Raw genomic sequence first — 13,850 nt, 5'->3', positions numbered from 1 at the left:
TTACAAACGCGACCGGTATCCGCTCACCAGATCTTCCGCGGAGGCCAGGCGGCCGAGGAGCTGGTCCAGCCCCTCGCCGGCCTGTGCGTACTGCGAAGGAAGCCAGGGATCGGCCTTGGCCTGGGCGTCCACGAGAGCCTGTCGTGCTTCTCCGAGCAGGCTGGTGGCCCGTTCGGAGTGGGCGCGCGCGTCGGCGAGCCCGGTGACGACAGCGGTGAGCAGCTGGTGGAGTTCGGCGAGCGTCATCCGCTAGAGACGCGCCGAGTAGGAGTCGGCGGACGAAATGCTCGCTTGGACGGTGCTCTGCAGACCGTTGATGCCCTGCAGGGCTTCCGCGAGCAGGCCGTGGGCCTGGCTCACTTCGTGCTGGCTGCTGCCTTGGGTCGCCTGCGACAGCGACTGCTGCGCTTCTTCGAGAGACTGCGCTGCCTGTTGCAGGGCGGCGATGCTCGCGGACGCCTTTTCGTTGGCGAGTGCGATGCCAGCGCGGATCTCTTCGACTCCGGCCATCGGGCCTCATACTCCTCGGAATCGGGGTGGTTGAGAGGGGGACTTCTATTGAAACAGATCCAACGACTGAGCGTGATCATCTGATTGTGCGGAGTGATCGCGACCGCGAAATCAGCAAGGCCCCGGACGTGGGAACGTCCGGGGCCAGGCCGGTCACGGTGTGTGCTGGGGGTGGCCCGGCACCAGAACCGCGCGCGAAACGTCGTTGGCCAGCGCTACCCCAGGTCAGAGCGGTTTTCGTGCCACTGCTGGCCTTTCTGGAAGCGTCGGGCTTGGTTCGGGGTGAGACTAGCGCGACCGGAGTAGCGGGCTGCGATCAGCCCCGCTGGTTAACTCCCTGTGGGCGCAAGAATTTGTCCGTCAGTCTGTCGAAGACATTTCACTTTCCGGCGGACGGCTTGCTCCGACCGGCGGCACGGCACTAGGCGGTTCGCCCGAGGTGGCCCCGGAACGGCGAAACGCCGGGCATGGAGCCCGGCGTTCGCCTGTTCAACGGCGGAGGATACAGGATTCGAACCTGCGAGGGCGTGAACCCAACACGCTTTCCAAGCGTGCGCCTTAGGCCGCTCGGCCAATCCTCCGCAGGAGACGATACCGGATGGCTCCGCTCTTCCGTGAAGGTGGGTCAGCTCGTGACGTCGGCCACCACGCAGGTGATGTTGTCCGGGCCGCCGCCTTCGTTGGCCAGGCGGATCAGCTCCGGGATCACCTCCGCCGGCTCGCGCTTCGAGTCCAGTACGTCGCGCAGGGTCGCTTCGGTGACCGGGCCGCTCAGGCCGTCCGAGCACAGCAGGTAGCGGTCGCCCGGCTTCGCCTTGAACGTCCAGATGTCGGGGTCGCTGGAGCCCGTCGTCTGCAACGCTTTCATCAGCAGCGAACGCCGCGGGTGGGTCGCCGCGTCCTCGGCCGCGACCCGGCCGTCCTCGACCAGTGCCTGCACCAGCGTGTGGTCGCGGGTCAGCCGGCGCAGGTCGCCGCCGCGCAGCAGGTAGCCGCGGGAGTCGCCGATGTGGGCCGCCGCGAACTCGGCGCCGTCGAACATCAGTGCCGTCAGCGTCGTGCCCATGCCTTCGGTCGTCGGCTCGTTCGACGCGACCTCCGCCAGCCGCTCGCCGATCGACTTGACCACGCCGGCCAGCGTCGCCACCAGGTCGACGCCCGTGAGGTCCATTCTCCGGAGATCGACGTCGAGCTCGCGCAGCACGTCGACCGCGGTCGCGCTGGCGACTTCGCCGTGCGGCTGGCCGCCGATGCCGTCGGCGACGGCGAGCAGGCGGGAACTCGCGTACAGCGAGTCCTCGTTGACCTTGCGGCGCCTGCCGACGTCCGACCCCGCGGCGTACCGGAGGACGTACCGATCGTGTGTCATGCCACCCATGAAAGCATTGGTTGACTGAGTTCACAAGCAACTCGGCTGAATGGAGCACTCTCCGATAGAGTGCCCGCCATGGACGACGACGCCACGGTCAGCGCGGCCGACATCGCGCGGCTCGCCGGGGTCGGCCGGGCCGCGGTGAGCAACTGGCGCCGTCGCTACCCGGACTTCCCGCCGCCGGTCGGCGGCACGGCGTCCAGCCCGTTGTTCGGCCTGTCCGCCGTCGCCGGCTGGTTCCGCGCCCGCGGCAAGAAGTTCGAGCTGTCCCCGGGCGAACGCGCGTGGCAGCGCCTGCGCGCGCTGGGCGACGACCTCGACCTCGCCGAGCGCGTGAGCCGCGCCGGCGTCTTCTTCGCCTTCCAGGCCGGCATCTTCGACACCTTCGACAGCAGGCTCGACGACCCCGAGCTGATCACCCTGCTCAGCGAGATGACGCACCGGGCGGGCCCGCTCGAATCCTTCGAGTTGTTGTGCCACCGGTACTTCGAGGCGCATTCGCGCCGGCTGTCGGCCACGCCGGAGCCGGTCGCCGAGCTGATGGCCCGGCTCGCCGGTCCGGTGTCGACGATCCTCGACCCCGCCTGCGGCTTCGGCGCGCTCGCGCTGGCGAGCGGCGCGAAAACCGTGCTGGGTCAGGACAGCGACCCGATGACGGCGTCGATCGCGACGCTGCGGCTGCGGTTGCGCGGCATCGAGGCCGAGGTCCACGCGGTCGACGCGTTGCGCGAAGACGCGTTCGCCGGCCGGACCGCCGAAGCCGTGCTGTGCGATCCGCCGTTCAACGAACGGGCCTGGGGGCACGACGAACTCGTCGGCGACGCGCGCTGGGAGTACGGCCTGCCGCCGCGCGGCGAGCCCGAGCTGGCCTGGGTGCAGCACTGCCTCGCGCACGTCGAACCCGGGGGCACGGTGGCGATCCTGATGCCGGGCGCGGCGGCCGGGCGGCGCAGCGGCAAGCGCATCCGCGGCAACCTGTTGCGCGCGGGCGCGGTCCGCGCGGTCGTCACACTGGCGACTTCCGATCTCTGGCTGCTGCGACGGCCGATCCCCGGCGAGCGCCCGCCGTCCACCGTGCTCCTCGCCGAGGCGGGCGCCGAGCTGTCCACAGTGGACAAGATGTGCCGGGAGTTCCGCGAGCACCCCGAATCCGGCGTCCGGATCATCGACCTGCTCGACGACGACGTCGACCTCACGCCCGCCCGGCGCCGCGGCCGGGACGAGGACCTCGGCCGCGCTTTCCAAGCAGTGCAAGGCCGGTTCGCCGAGCTGACGCCGCAGCTGCCGCCGCTCGAAGCGGCCGACGGCGAACCGGCGTTCACGACGGTCGGGGAGCTGGTCAAGGCCGGGGTCGTCGAGGTCAAGCACGCCGCACGCACCGACGGCGAGCACCCGATCGCCGAAGACGGTGACGTCGTGGCGTCGGTGACCGGTATCGCGTACGTCCACAGTGGAGAGCCGGCGCCGGTCGGGGCCGGGCTCACCGTGTACCGCGTCGACCCGGAGCGGCTGGACGCGGACTTCCTCGCCGGCTGCCTGCGCGCGGCCGACCTGCCCGCCGCGTCGGCGTCGACGCGGATCGACGGCAGGCGCGTGCGGATCCCGCGGGTGGCGATCGACGTCCAGCGCGAGTACGGCGCGGTCTTCCGGCGCCTGGCCGAGTTCGACACCGTCCTGCGGCAGACGGCGGAAACGGGCCGCGAGCTGGTCCGGCTAGGCTTCGCGGGACTTGTCGAAGGACGGCTCAGGCCGGGCCGTTAGGGGAACGGATGCTGATCGCCGACCGCTACGAGCTCGACGAGCTGCCGCTCGGCCGCGGCGGGATGGGCGCGGTGCACGGCGGGCACGACCGCAGGCTCGGCCGGCGCGTGGCGATCAAGCTGCTCAGGCTGCCGGGCCGCGACGAAGAGCTCGAAGCCCGCTTCGCCCGCGAAGCGCGAATCCTCGCGACGCTCGACCACCCCGGCGTGCCGACGCTGTACGACTACGGCACCCACGACGACCGGTTGTTCCAGGTCATGCAGTTCGTCGACGGCGTGACGGTGGCCGACCTGCTCGCCGAGCACGGGCCGCTGCCGGTCCCGTGGGCCGCGGCGATCGCGGCGCAGGCGTGCGCGGTGCTGACCGCCGCCCACGCGCTCGCGGTGTGCCACCGGGACCTCAAGCCGTCCAACCTGATGCTGGGTCCGGACGGCGGGGTCAAGGTGATGGACTTCGGGCTCGCGGTGCTGCGCGAGGCCGACGCGGCGCAGTTCACGCGGGCCGGGCAGCTGCTGGGGACGCCGTCGTACATGGCGCCCGAGCAGATCCAGCGCGGCGGCGCCGAACCACGCAGCGACCTCTACGCGCTGGGCTGCGTGCTGCACGAGATGCTCACCGGGCGGCGGCTCTTCGACGGCCCCACCGCGTACGCCGTGTTCGAGCGGCAGGTCAAGGAGCTGCCGCCGCCGGTGCCGGGAGTGCCGAAGCCGCTCAACGCGTTGCTCGCCGAGATGCTGGCGAAGGACCCCGACGCCCGGCCGCCCGGCGCGGCCGTTTTGTACGAGCGGCTGGGTGCCTTCGTCGGCGCGCTGCCGCCGTTGCCCGGGTTCCTCGTGCCGCCGTCGGTGCCCAGCCCGGGCCGGATGTACGCGCGGATGCTGGGGCGCGTCAGCGGCTGAGCGCCGCCGGCCGCCGGTCGGCGAGCGGCAGGCCGCGCCGCTGGACGCGGCGGTACGTCGTGGCGTTCTGCACCGCGATGCTGACGCCGAGGGTGAGCGCGATCGACGCCGAGGTCAGCGGGCCGGCGACCCCGAGCGCCGTGCCGAGCGCGGCGAGCCCGACCCGCACACCGATGGTGAGCGCCCACAACCCGATCGTGATGGCCGAGCCCTTCTGGAACGTCGTGCCGTCGCGCTCGGTGAGGGTCGTGGTGGTGCTGCGCAGGACCCCGAGCCCGGCGAGGACGACGAGGTCCACGGCCAGCAGGCCCAGTTCGGCGGCCGGCGCGCCGGGCAGCGCTTTCGCGGCGAGGTAGCCGCCGACGGCGACCAGGACCAGCGGCATGACCGTCAACGTCCGGCGGTCGAGCAGCGTGCCGCGGACCTGCTTGTAGACGACGCGGTAGAAGACGTAGGCGGCGATGGCCACGTAGAGCAGGACGGTCGCGGCGCTGGGCATTTCGGGGCTCCTTGGTTCCGAGGTGCCTCCAGCGTCGGCGAACGGCGGCCCGGTTTCGTCGGCGCGGGGATCGGGCCGGGGTTGATCCCGGCCTCAACCCACGGGTTGAGACTGACCGAATCGTGACCTTCCCGGACGAACCTCGACCGGGTGACCCCCGTCTTTACGGGTGTCCACAAGCGAGGATCGACACTGGGGGTTACGGATCGTGAAGAGGCTTCTGGCGGGAGCGGCCGCACTGGCCACCGCGTTCGTGCTGGCCGCCTGCTCCGGGGGCGGGGCGGCGGCGCCGAACGCGGGCGGCGGGGCCGTCGCCGCGGCCGGTACCGGGGGCGGGACGCCGACCACGTCGAGCACCACCGCGGCGCCCACCACGACGACGACCAGCGCCACCCCGACGCCGACGCCGTCCACCACGAAGCCGGCGCCGACCACCACCAAGCCGAAGCCGAAGCCCAAGCCGGCCGCTCCGGCGAGCGACCCCGGCGTCCCGTGCGCCGCCGCGGCGGCCGCTTCCGGCACCGCCGCCTGCGTCGACATCTCCGCGCACAAGGCGTGGATCCTGCAGGGCGGCAAGGTCGTCTACGGGCCGGTGCCGATGCTGCCGGGCCGCAAGGGCTACGCGACCCCGACCGGCACGTTCCACGTGCTGTCGAAGGAGAAGGTGCACCTGTCGAAGGAGTTCGACAACGCGCCGATGCCGAACTCGGTGTTCTTCTACCCGGGCGACGCCTTCCACACCGGCAGCCTGTCGGTGTACTCGCACGGCTGCATCCACCTGTCGGCGAGCGCGTCCCTGAAGTTCTTCAACACTTTGCACATCGGCGACGTCGTGCAGGTTGTCCCGTAATCACCTACACGCCAACACGGACAGTAGGTCACAAACAGATAAAATCACTCGGCCGAGTGCAACTGGCCCCCCTGTTCAGGCGATAAGTGATCGCTTGGGAAGGGGGGCCAAATGGCCTTGGGAAAGCTCAGAGCACTACGTCACGCCTTCGTGGCCGCAGTGCTGACAGGGGCGCTGCTGCCCGTCGTGACCACGGGGGTGGCGGCAGCGGCGACCACGCTCCCGCCGGGCTTCGTCCTGCAGGACACCAGCACCGGCACGGGGCAGTACCAGCTCACCGACTTCGCGTACCTGCCCGACCAGTCCGTTCTCGCCACGGCGAAGAACGGCCGCGTCCAGTGGGTACCGACCAGCGGGGCACCGCGGACCATCGCGACGCTGCCGACCCGCGAGATCAGTGACATCGGCCTGGTCGGGCTGGCCGTCGCGCCGGACTACGCGACGTCGCACACGATCTACACGACGCGCTCGCTGAACGTCGGCACCGGCTTCGTCATGCGGCTTTCGAAGTTCACCGTCGGCCTGGACGCGGCCGGTGCGCCGGCGTCGCTGACCGGTGAGCAGACGCTGTTCGAGGTGCCGGGCATCTTCGAAGTCCACGGCATCAACGGCGTCGTCCCCGCCGCCGACGGGACGCTGTGGCTGTCCATCGGGGACAACGGCGACTTCACGAAGGTGGACCCGGGCGCGCTGCGCTCGCAGGACATCAACCAGCCGTACGGCAAGATCTTCCACCTGACCGCCGACGGCAAGGGCGTGCCGAGCAACCCGTACTACGACGCCGCCAACCCGGCTTCGACGGCCAGCAAGGTCTTCGCGCGCGGGTTCCGCAACCCGTTCCGGATGACCATCGACGCGAACTCCGGCCTGCCGGTCGTCGGTGACGTCGGCTGGAACACCTGGGAAGAGGTCGACGTCGTGCAGCGCGGCTCCAACCAGGGCTGGCCGTGCTGGGAGGGCAACCACGCGACCTCGGGTTACAGCACCCTCGCGGGCTGCGCCGGCGTGCCGAACCAGGCGCCGATCTTCGAGTACCAGCACGGCACCGGCCCCATGCAGGGCAACAGCGTCACCGGCGGGATCGTCTACAACGGATCCAGCTACCCGGCGGCCTACCGCGGCTCGTACTTCTTCGGCGACTACGTGACCAACAAGATCTGGACGCTGCGCTACGACGACCAGGGCAGGCTCACGCAGGCCCCGGAGAACCCGCCGGTCTTCACCGGCATCGGCGGCCCGGTCAAGTTCGCGGCGGCGCCGAACGGCGACATCGTCTTCGCCGACATCCTCAGCGGCAACCTGCGCCGGCTGAGCTACTCGGCGGGCAACACCGCGCCGGTCGCCAAGGCCACGACGACGACCGACCCGGACACCCGCACGGTGTCGTTCGACGGCTCCACGTCGGTCGACTACGACAACGACCTGCTGAAGTACGACTGGGACTTCGGTGACGGGACCACGGCGGCCGACGCCGGCCCCACCGTCAGCCACCAGTACGCGGCCGGCACCGAGTCGTTCACCGCGAAGCTGACGGTCCGGGACCCGCTGGGGCTCACCGGCACGGCCACCATCGCGGTCGCGCCCGGCAACCACACCCCGCAGCTCACGCTGACCACGCCCGGCGACACCGCGACATTCGCGGTCAACGAGCAGGTCGGCCTGAGCGCCACGGCGACCGACACCGAGGACGGCCCGCTCACGGTCACCTGGACCAGCGCGGTCCGGCACTGCCCGAGCGAGGCGACCTGCCACTCGCACCCCGGCGCCGGCGGCACCGGGGCGAGCTTCGCGCAGCCGTTCACCGAGCACCCGGACTCCCGGATGGAGTTCACCGCGGCGGTGACCGACAGCGCGGGCGTCACCACGTCCAAGACGTACACGGCGTGGCCGCGCCAGCACCGGATCACCCTGCTCAGCACGCAGCCCGCGGCGCTGAGCATCCCGGTCGAGGGCGGCGTCAACACGGCACTGGTCACCGAGGGTGCGAGCTTCGACGTCGAGGCCGCGCCGCTGGGCACCGACGGCGTCTCGAAGTTCACCGGCTGGCAGGGCGGTCCCACGGACACGACGTGGGTCGTCACGGTCGGCACGAGCGACCTGACGCTGACGGCGAACTACGACACCCCGATCGACCAGCGCTACAAGGCCGACCCGGCCCTGCAGGCGAAGCTCGGGGCGCCGACGGCGGCCGAGGTCACCGACGGCGCGGTCCACTACCGGGCGTACGCGAACGGCCGCCTGTACTGGAGTGCGGTGGGCGGTGCGAAGTTCATCACCGGTCCGGTGCTGGACAAGTACCTCGCCATGGGCGGGCTCACCAAGCTCGGCCCGCCGACGACCGACACCGCGTCCACTTCGGACGGTGCGCAGTTCAACGACTTCGTCAACGGCGGCAACGTGGGCTCGATCTACTACACCGCCGCGACGGGTGCGCACGCGATCTACGGTGAGATCCGGAAGAAGTGGGCGGCGCTCGGCTACGGCGCGCTGCTGGGCTACCCGACGAACGACGAAGACGGGACGCCCGACGGCGTCGGCCGCTTCAACCACTTCCTCAAGGGCAACAACGTCGGTTCGATCTACTACACGCCCGCTACGGGCGCGCACGCGATCTACGGCGAAATCCGGAAGAAGTGGGCGGCGTACGGGTACGAGAAGGGTCTCGGCTACCCGACGAACGACGAAGACGGCACGCCGGACGGCATCGGCCGGTTCAACCACTTCAGCCTCGGCCACTCGATCTACTTCACCAACGCCACCGGCGCGCACGTGATCAAGGGCGAGATCCGCAAGCGCTGGGCGGCGCTGGGCTGGGAGCGGTCGTACCTGCGCTACCCGACGACCGACGAGTACGTGACGGGCGGGGTGTACCGCAGCGACTTCCAGGGCGGCTACATCACCTACACGCCGCAGACGGGAGCGGTCGACCGTCCCTGGTGACGGGTTTTCGTGACAGCTGAACAAAAGCGGGCCGCCTCCGGGATTCCGGAGGCGGCCCGCCGTCCGTTCAGGACTCCAGGTCGGCGGGGGTCGTGCCGGCCGACGTCAGCGGCAGCCCGAGCGCGACCCGCTCGGTGAGCCACGGGCTCGGCCGGTACCGCGGGTCGCCGGTCGTCGCGGCCAGGCCGCGCAGGATGCGCAGCACGACGTCGCCGCCCACCAGGTCGCCCCACGCCAGCGGGCCACGCGGGTAGCCGAGGCCCAGGCGCACCGCCGTGTCGATGTCCGACGGCGTCGCGAGGTGCTGGCCCGCGATGAAGCACGCCGTGTTGACGATCGAGGCCAGGAGGCGCTGGGCGATCGGGGCCGGCCCGTCGCGGACCACCGTCACCGGATGGCCCGTCGCCGCCAGCGCGCCCCACGCCGCGCGGCCCGCCGCCGGGTCGAGTCCCGGGTGGACGGACATCGTCAGGCGCCGTTCGTAGCCGCCGAGGGGATCGACGCCGGCGACGCGGTCCAGCGGCAGTCCCGCGCGGGTACCCGCGTCCACTGTGGACTCGCCGTACAGCGGCACGAGCAGGACCGCGTCCGGGTACGCGTCCGGCACCACCTGCACCCCCGCCGCGGACAGCACGCGGGCGAGGTGCTCGTCCGCCGTGAACACCGGGCTCGACGGCTTCGGCGGCGCCGCCGGCTCGTCGGCGACCTGCTGCTTCCCGTCGGTGTAGGGGTAGAAGCCCTCGCCGTTCTTGCGGCCGAAAAGGCCGGCGGCGACCCGCGGCCGGGTCAGCCACGACGGCCGCAGGCGCGGATCGCCGTGGAAGCCGCTCCAGATGCTCTCCAGCACGGCGTGGGACACGTCGAGGCCGGTCAGGTCGAGCAGCTCGAACGGCCCGAGCTTCAGGCCGAGCACGTCCCGGGCGACGCGGTCGACGTCGGCCGGCTCGGCCAGCGCCTCGGCGAGGATCTGCAGCGCCTCGGTGTTCAGGCCGCGGCCGGCGTGGTTGACCAGGAACCCCGGCGCGTCCTTGGCCAGCACCGGCTCGTGGCCCCAGCTGCGGACCAGCTCGAGCGCCTCGCGGGGCAGCCAGTCGTGCGTGCGCGCGCCCGGGACCACCTCGACCAGGCGCATCAGCGGCACCGGGTTGAAGAAGTGCAGGCCGACCACGCGTCCGGGCTCGGCCAGGCCGGCGGCGATCTCGGTGACCGACAGCGAGCTGGTGTTCGTCGCGAAGATCGTCTCCTGTGGACAGACGCGCTCGAGGTCGGCGAACAGGGCGCGCTTGGTCGCCAGGTCCTCCCGGACGGCCTCGATGACGAGGTCGACGCCGGCCGCCGGCGCGTCGGGCGCGTCCACCGGGACGAGCCGCGCGCGCACCGCGGCCGGATCGTCGAGCTTGCCCTTGGCGGCCAGCTTGTCGACCATCCCGCCGACGAACTCGATCGCCTCGGCGACGGCCTCGCGCCGGACGTCGGCCAGCTCGACGGTCACCCCCGCGGTCGCGGCCAGCTGGACGATCCCGCGGCCCATCACCCCGGTCCCGATCACCCGGATCCTGCCGACCTTCCCGGCCCACCCCGTCACGTCGTGCCGCCTTCCGCCGTTGGACTTCCGCCCCAGCCTAGAGGCCGACGAACTCCGCCATCCGCCTCGCCGAGTGGGCGAAGAACGCGTCCGCCGGGTCGACGCTGCCGACGTACTGGCCGAACAGGTCGAAGCTGATCGCGCCGAACAGCTGGGTCCACGCCATCAGCAGCCGGGCGACGGTCTCGGGGCCGGCGACGATCCCGAGGACCTTCGTGAGCGCCTCGGCCTGGGCGCGCAGCTCGGGCGCGACCTCACCGTCGACGTCCCGCAGCTCGGTGTGCGTGAGCACCTTGACCAGGGCGAGCGCGACCCGGGCGGCCGGCACGACGGTGTCCTGCGGCGCCGCGTACCCGGGGATCGGCGAGCCGTAGATCAGCGCGTACTCGTGGGGGTGCGCGCGGGCCCAGTCCCGCGTGCCCCGCCAGATCGCCAGCCACCGCTCGCGGGGGGCGCCTTCACCCGGGTCCGCCTGCTCGGCCGCTTCGCCGATCGCGTTGTAGGCGTCGACGATCAGGTCGGTCAGCAGCCGGTCGCGGCTCGGGAAGTACCGGTAGAGCGCGGACGACACCATGCCCAGCTCCCGCGCCACCGCGCGCAGCGAGAGCCCGTGCGCGCCGACCTCGGCGAGCTGGCGGCGGGCCTCGTCCTTGATCTCCTGGGTGAGCTCGGCGCGGGCTCGTTCGCGCGCGGTGCGGGTCGCGGTCATGCGGATCAGTGTGCCATGACGAGAGCGCCGCACAAAACCGAGAGCACTGCTCTTGACAGCGGTGCTCTCGTGGGTGTTCACTGCTCTTAACCGAGAGCACTGCTCTCCCAGACTTCCGGAGGACACCATGACCGCCCGCTACATCGAGCCGAAGAAGGCCACCAACGCGTTCAACGAGATCGTCGCGAAGCTGACCAGGATGGGCGTGAGCGTCTGGGGCAGCCGGGTGCTGACCGTCGTCGGGCGCAAGAGCGGCGAGCCCCGGTCGGTGCCGGTCAACCTGCTGACTGTCGACGGCGTCCGCTACCTCGTCGCCCCGCGCGGCGAGACGCAGTGGGTGCGCAACCTGCGCGTTGCCGGCGAAGGCACGCTTCGCGTCGGGAAGCGCGTCGAGGAGTTCACGTTCCGCGAGCTGGCCGACGACGAGAAGCCGGGCATCCTGCGTGCGTACCTCAAGCGCTGGAAGTTCGAGGTCGGCGTGTTCTTCGACGGCGTCGACGCGAAGGCGTCGGACGAAAAGCTGCGCGAGATCGCGCCCGGCTACCCGATCTTCGAGATCTTCACGAAGTAGGTTTGCGCCGCGTCAGGTTGGCCGCGATCAGGACCACGCCGACCAGGAACGCGGCCAGCCCGATCAGGAACCACAGCTTCTGGCCGGTCATGAAGCTGCCGGTGACGACGCCGATGCCCTGCAGCACCCAGACGGCGCCGACCAGCACGAGCACGACCCCGACCGCGAGGGTGATCCACCGCCTCATCCGTCCAGCTTAGGCGGGCCGGCCGTCCGGCACGAGCTTGTGCCGGTAGGCGTAGACGACGGCGTGCACGCGGTCGGGGAGGCCGAGCTTGCTCAGCACGCGCGAGACGTGCGTCTTGACCGTCTCCTCGCCGACGTGCAGCTGCCGCGCGATTTCCGCGTTGCTACAGGCGTTGGCGATCAGCAGCAGGACCTCGCGTTCGCGGGAGGTCAGCCGGGCCAGCTCGGGGGGTTCGGCGGCCGCGGGCTCGAGCACCGCGGCGAACTTCGCGACCAGCCGCCGGGTCACCGACGGGTCGATCAGCGCGTCGCCGCGCGCGGCCACCCGCATCGCCGCGACCAGCTCCTCCGGCGCCAGGCTCTTCAGCAGGAACCCGCTCGCCCCGGCGCGCAGCGCGCGGTAGACGTACTCGTCGGCGTCGTAGGTCGTGAGCACGAGGACGCGGGTGTCGTTGCCCGGCGCGGCGAGGATCGCTTCGGTGGCGGCGAGACCGTCGAGGCGGGGCATCCGGACGTCGAGGACGGCGACGTCCGGGCGCAGGCGCGCGGTCTCGGCGACGGCTTCGCGGCCGTCGGAGGCCTCGCCGACGCAGGTGAAGTCGGGCTGGGTGTCGAGCAGCGCTCTCATCCCGGAGCGGAACATCGCGTGGTCGTCGGCCAGCAGGACGCGGATCATGTGCTCTCCACCGGGAAGGTCGTGCGCAGCTGCCAGTGCTCGCCGGTTTCGCCGTAGGAGACCTGGCCGCCGAACAGGGTGACGCGCTGGCGGATGCCGGCCAGGCCGCGGTGGGCGTGCTCCTTCTGCGGTGCGCGGCCGGGGCGCAGGCCGTTCGTCACCGTGAGCACGACCTCGGTGCGGCCGTGGTTCAGCTCGACCTCGACCGGGCCTTCGCCGTGGCGCAGCGCGTTGGTCAGGGCTTCCTGGGCGATCCGGTACAGGGCGACGTCGAGCGAGCCGGGGAGCTCGCGGGGTTCGCCGCGCAGCGTGAGCCGGGTTGGCAGGCCGGCCGCGCGGACGGTCTCGACCAGCTCGTCGAGGTTGTCGAGGCCGGGCTGCTCGGCGTGGGGCTGGGCGTGCAGGAGGTCGAGGAGGCGGCGCAGGTCGGCCATCGCCGAGCGGCTCGCGGACTCGACCGCGCCGAGGGACCTGCGCACGGGCCCGTCGCCGTCGGGCAGGCCGAGCCGGGCCGCGCCGGCGTGCACGCCGATGGCGCTGACGTGGTGGGAGATGACGTCGTGGAGGTCGCGCGCGATGGTCGTGCGCTCTTCGAGGACGGCCCGCTTGACGGCTTCTTCCTCGTGCTGGCGGCGTTCGTCGGCGGCGCGTTCGAGATCGGCGATGTAGGCGCGGCGGGCCGTGGTGTACCGGCCGACCAGCCACGGCAGCAGGCCGCTGACGCTGACGCTGATGGCGATCAGCCGCCAGTCGGACGCGGTGCGGCCGCCGCCTTCGACGCAGCCCGCGACGACCCCGGCGAGCAGGGCGAAGAGCGCGAGGACGGCGGGTTTGGGCCGCAGCCACGCCCCGGCCCGGTAGCCGGCGATGAGGATGCCGGAGTTGTTCCCGACGACGTAGCCGGAGCAGGTGCAGAGCAGCAGGGGCGCGCCGGCGAAGAGGACGGCGTGCGCGAGGGCGACCCAGCCGGAGTAGCGGGCCGGGCCGGCGAGGGCGGCGTTGACGGCAACCCCGCCGAGCAGGACGGCCCAGGCCCGCCAGCCGGCTTCGGCGAGAGGGGCGCGAAGCCCGAAGAGGGCGGCGTCGCAGACGACGCAGACGAGCGCGACCAGCAGCGACTGGCGTCGCAGGGAGCCGCTGATGTCGTGCACAGGTGCCACTGTGCCCTAACGGGCGGGCGTGATGGGCGGGAACGCCCCGATGCGGCGGGAGGGGGCCGCGGCACCGGGACGTTCCCTGGTCAGGTGAGTGGGGGACCGCACCGAACGCCACTTCGGGCCCCGGAAACTGTC

The 13,850-nt window shown here is 71.7% G+C and carries 14 protein-coding genes and 1 tRNA gene; 5 read left to right on the top strand and 10 right to left on the bottom strand.

Going from position 1 to position 13,850, the window contains the following annotated elements:
* The 4 genes from AB0J40_RS04475 to AB0J40_RS04460 all read right to left on the bottom strand — a co-directional run bounded on the left by AB0J40_RS04475 (nt 1) and on the right by AB0J40_RS04460 (nt 1,879).
* The gene (locus tag AB0J40_RS04475; RefSeq protein ID WP_086677304.1) at nt 1-246 is read right to left on the bottom strand and encodes a hypothetical protein; all 246 of its coding nucleotides are present in this window, start codon (nt 244-246) and stop codon (nt 1-3) included.
* Nucleotides 247-249: 3 nt separating this feature from the next.
* A complete protein-coding gene (locus tag AB0J40_RS04470; protein WP_086677306.1) occupies nt 250-510 on the bottom strand; it encodes a hypothetical protein in 261 nt (86 codons plus the stop codon).
* Between the two features lie 496 nt (nt 511-1,006).
* Nucleotides 1,007-1,091: transfer RNA gene (locus AB0J40_RS04465), tRNA-Ser, on the bottom strand.
* A gap of 44 nt (nt 1,092-1,135) precedes the next feature.
* Nucleotides 1,136-1,879: a protein phosphatase 2C domain-containing protein gene (locus AB0J40_RS04460; protein WP_364447491.1), complete on the bottom strand. Its 744-nt coding sequence runs from the start codon at nt 1,877-1,879 to the stop codon at nt 1,136-1,138.
* A 78-nt stretch (nt 1,880-1,957) separates the two neighbouring features.
* On the opposite strand from AB0J40_RS04460, the gene AB0J40_RS04455 reads away from it, so the two are divergent.
* Nucleotides 1,958-3,643, top strand: coding sequence for an N-6 DNA methylase (locus AB0J40_RS04455; protein WP_364447488.1), 1,686 nt, complete (start codon nt 1,958-1,960; stop codon nt 3,641-3,643).
* 8 nt (nt 3,644-3,651) lie between these two features.
* Entirely contained in the window at nt 3,652-4,542 is an 891-nt protein-coding gene (locus AB0J40_RS04450) for a serine/threonine-protein kinase (RefSeq protein ID WP_364447485.1), read from the top strand.
* Here the strand turns inward: AB0J40_RS04450 and AB0J40_RS04445 are convergent.
* Nucleotides 4,532-5,041 (bottom strand): hypothetical protein, encoded by a 510-nt coding sequence (locus AB0J40_RS04445; RefSeq protein WP_364447483.1) that lies wholly within the window; start codon nt 5,039-5,041, stop codon nt 4,532-4,534. The genes AB0J40_RS04450 and AB0J40_RS04445 overlap by 11 nt on opposite strands.
* A 208-nt stretch (nt 5,042-5,249) precedes the next feature.
* Here AB0J40_RS04445 and AB0J40_RS04440 point away from each other — a divergent pair, with 208 nt between their 5' ends.
* Entirely contained in the window at nt 5,250-5,891 is a 642-nt protein-coding gene (locus tag AB0J40_RS04440; protein WP_364447481.1) for a L,D-transpeptidase, read from the top strand.
* 111 nt (nt 5,892-6,002) lie between these two features.
* Nucleotides 6,003-8,831 (top strand): PQQ-dependent sugar dehydrogenase, encoded by a 2,829-nt coding sequence (locus tag AB0J40_RS04435; RefSeq protein ID WP_364447478.1) that lies wholly within the window; start codon nt 6,003-6,005, stop codon nt 8,829-8,831.
* 67 nt (nt 8,832-8,898) lie between these two features.
* Here AB0J40_RS04435 and AB0J40_RS04430 read toward each other — a convergent pair whose 3' ends face one another.
* Both AB0J40_RS04430 and AB0J40_RS04425 read right to left on the bottom strand, forming a co-directional pair.
* Nucleotides 8,899-10,416, bottom strand: coding sequence for a 3-hydroxyacyl-CoA dehydrogenase (locus tag AB0J40_RS04430; RefSeq protein WP_364447475.1), 1,518 nt, complete (start codon nt 10,414-10,416; stop codon nt 8,899-8,901).
* A gap of 37 nt (nt 10,417-10,453) precedes the next feature.
* Nucleotides 10,454-11,125, bottom strand: coding sequence for a TetR/AcrR family transcriptional regulator (locus AB0J40_RS04425; RefSeq protein WP_364447473.1), 672 nt, complete (start codon nt 11,123-11,125; stop codon nt 10,454-10,456).
* 127 nt (nt 11,126-11,252) lie between these two features.
* Between AB0J40_RS04425 and AB0J40_RS04420 the strand changes: the two genes are divergently transcribed.
* Entirely contained in the window at nt 11,253-11,696 is a 444-nt protein-coding gene (locus AB0J40_RS04420) for a nitroreductase family deazaflavin-dependent oxidoreductase (RefSeq protein ID WP_364447470.1), read from the top strand.
* On the opposite strand, the gene AB0J40_RS04415 is transcribed toward AB0J40_RS04420, so the two are convergent.
* The 3 genes from AB0J40_RS04415 to AB0J40_RS04405 are packed head-to-tail and all read right to left on the bottom strand — an operon-like array spanning nt 11,686 to nt 13,709.
* Nucleotides 11,686-11,883: a hypothetical protein gene (locus AB0J40_RS04415; protein ID WP_364447467.1), complete on the bottom strand. Its 198-nt coding sequence runs from the start codon at nt 11,881-11,883 to the stop codon at nt 11,686-11,688. The genes AB0J40_RS04420 and AB0J40_RS04415 overlap by 11 nt on opposite strands.
* Nucleotides 11,884-11,892: 9 nt before the next feature.
* A complete protein-coding gene (locus AB0J40_RS04410; RefSeq protein WP_364447464.1) occupies nt 11,893-12,558 on the bottom strand; it encodes a response regulator transcription factor in 666 nt (221 codons plus the stop codon).
* Nucleotides 12,555-13,709, bottom strand: coding sequence for a histidine kinase (locus AB0J40_RS04405; protein WP_364447461.1), 1,155 nt, complete (start codon nt 13,707-13,709; stop codon nt 12,555-12,557). Before AB0J40_RS04405 ends, AB0J40_RS04410 begins: the two co-directional genes overlap by 4 nt.
* Nucleotides 13,710-13,850: the final 141 nt, after the last annotated feature.

The sequence above is a fragment of the Amycolatopsis sp. NPDC049691 genome (assembly GCF_040675005.1).
Lineage (GTDB): Bacteria > Actinomycetota > Actinomycetes > Mycobacteriales > Pseudonocardiaceae > Amycolatopsis.
The sequence above is the reverse complement of the archived record's forward strand: the minus strand, read 5'-3'. Positions and strand labels throughout refer to the sequence as shown.

Bases quoted from the DNA above. Each gene is read 5' to 3' on its own strand.
- AB0J40_RS04475 (WP_086677304.1), bottom strand. From the start codon at position 246: ATGACGCTCGCCGAACTCCACCAGCTGCTCACCGCTGTCGTCACCGGG.
- AB0J40_RS04470 (WP_086677306.1), bottom strand. From the start codon at position 510: ATGGCCGGAGTCGAAGAGATCCGCGCTGGCATCGCACTCGCCAACGAA.
- AB0J40_RS04460 (WP_364447491.1), bottom strand. From the start codon at position 1,879: ATGACACACGATCGGTACGTCCTCCGGTACGCCGCGGGGTCGGACGTC.
- AB0J40_RS04455 (WP_364447488.1), top strand. From the start codon at position 1,958: ATGGACGACGACGCCACGGTCAGCGCGGCCGACATCGCGCGGCTCGCC.
- AB0J40_RS04450 (WP_364447485.1), top strand. From the start codon at position 3,652: ATGCTGATCGCCGACCGCTACGAGCTCGACGAGCTGCCGCTCGGCCGC.
- AB0J40_RS04445 (WP_364447483.1), bottom strand. From the start codon at position 5,041: ATGCCCAGCGCCGCGACCGTCCTGCTCTACGTGGCCATCGCCGCCTAC.
- AB0J40_RS04435 (WP_364447478.1), top strand. From the start codon at position 6,003: ATGGCCTTGGGAAAGCTCAGAGCACTACGTCACGCCTTCGTGGCCGCA.
- AB0J40_RS04425 (WP_364447473.1), bottom strand. From the start codon at position 11,125: ATGACCGCGACCCGCACCGCGCGCGAACGAGCCCGCGCCGAGCTCACC.
- AB0J40_RS04420 (WP_364447470.1), top strand. From the start codon at position 11,253: ATGACCGCCCGCTACATCGAGCCGAAGAAGGCCACCAACGCGTTCAAC.
- AB0J40_RS04415 (WP_364447467.1), bottom strand. From the start codon at position 11,883: ATGAGGCGGTGGATCACCCTCGCGGTCGGGGTCGTGCTCGTGCTGGTC.
- AB0J40_RS04410 (WP_364447464.1), bottom strand. From the start codon at position 12,558: ATGATCCGCGTCCTGCTGGCCGACGACCACGCGATGTTCCGCTCCGGG.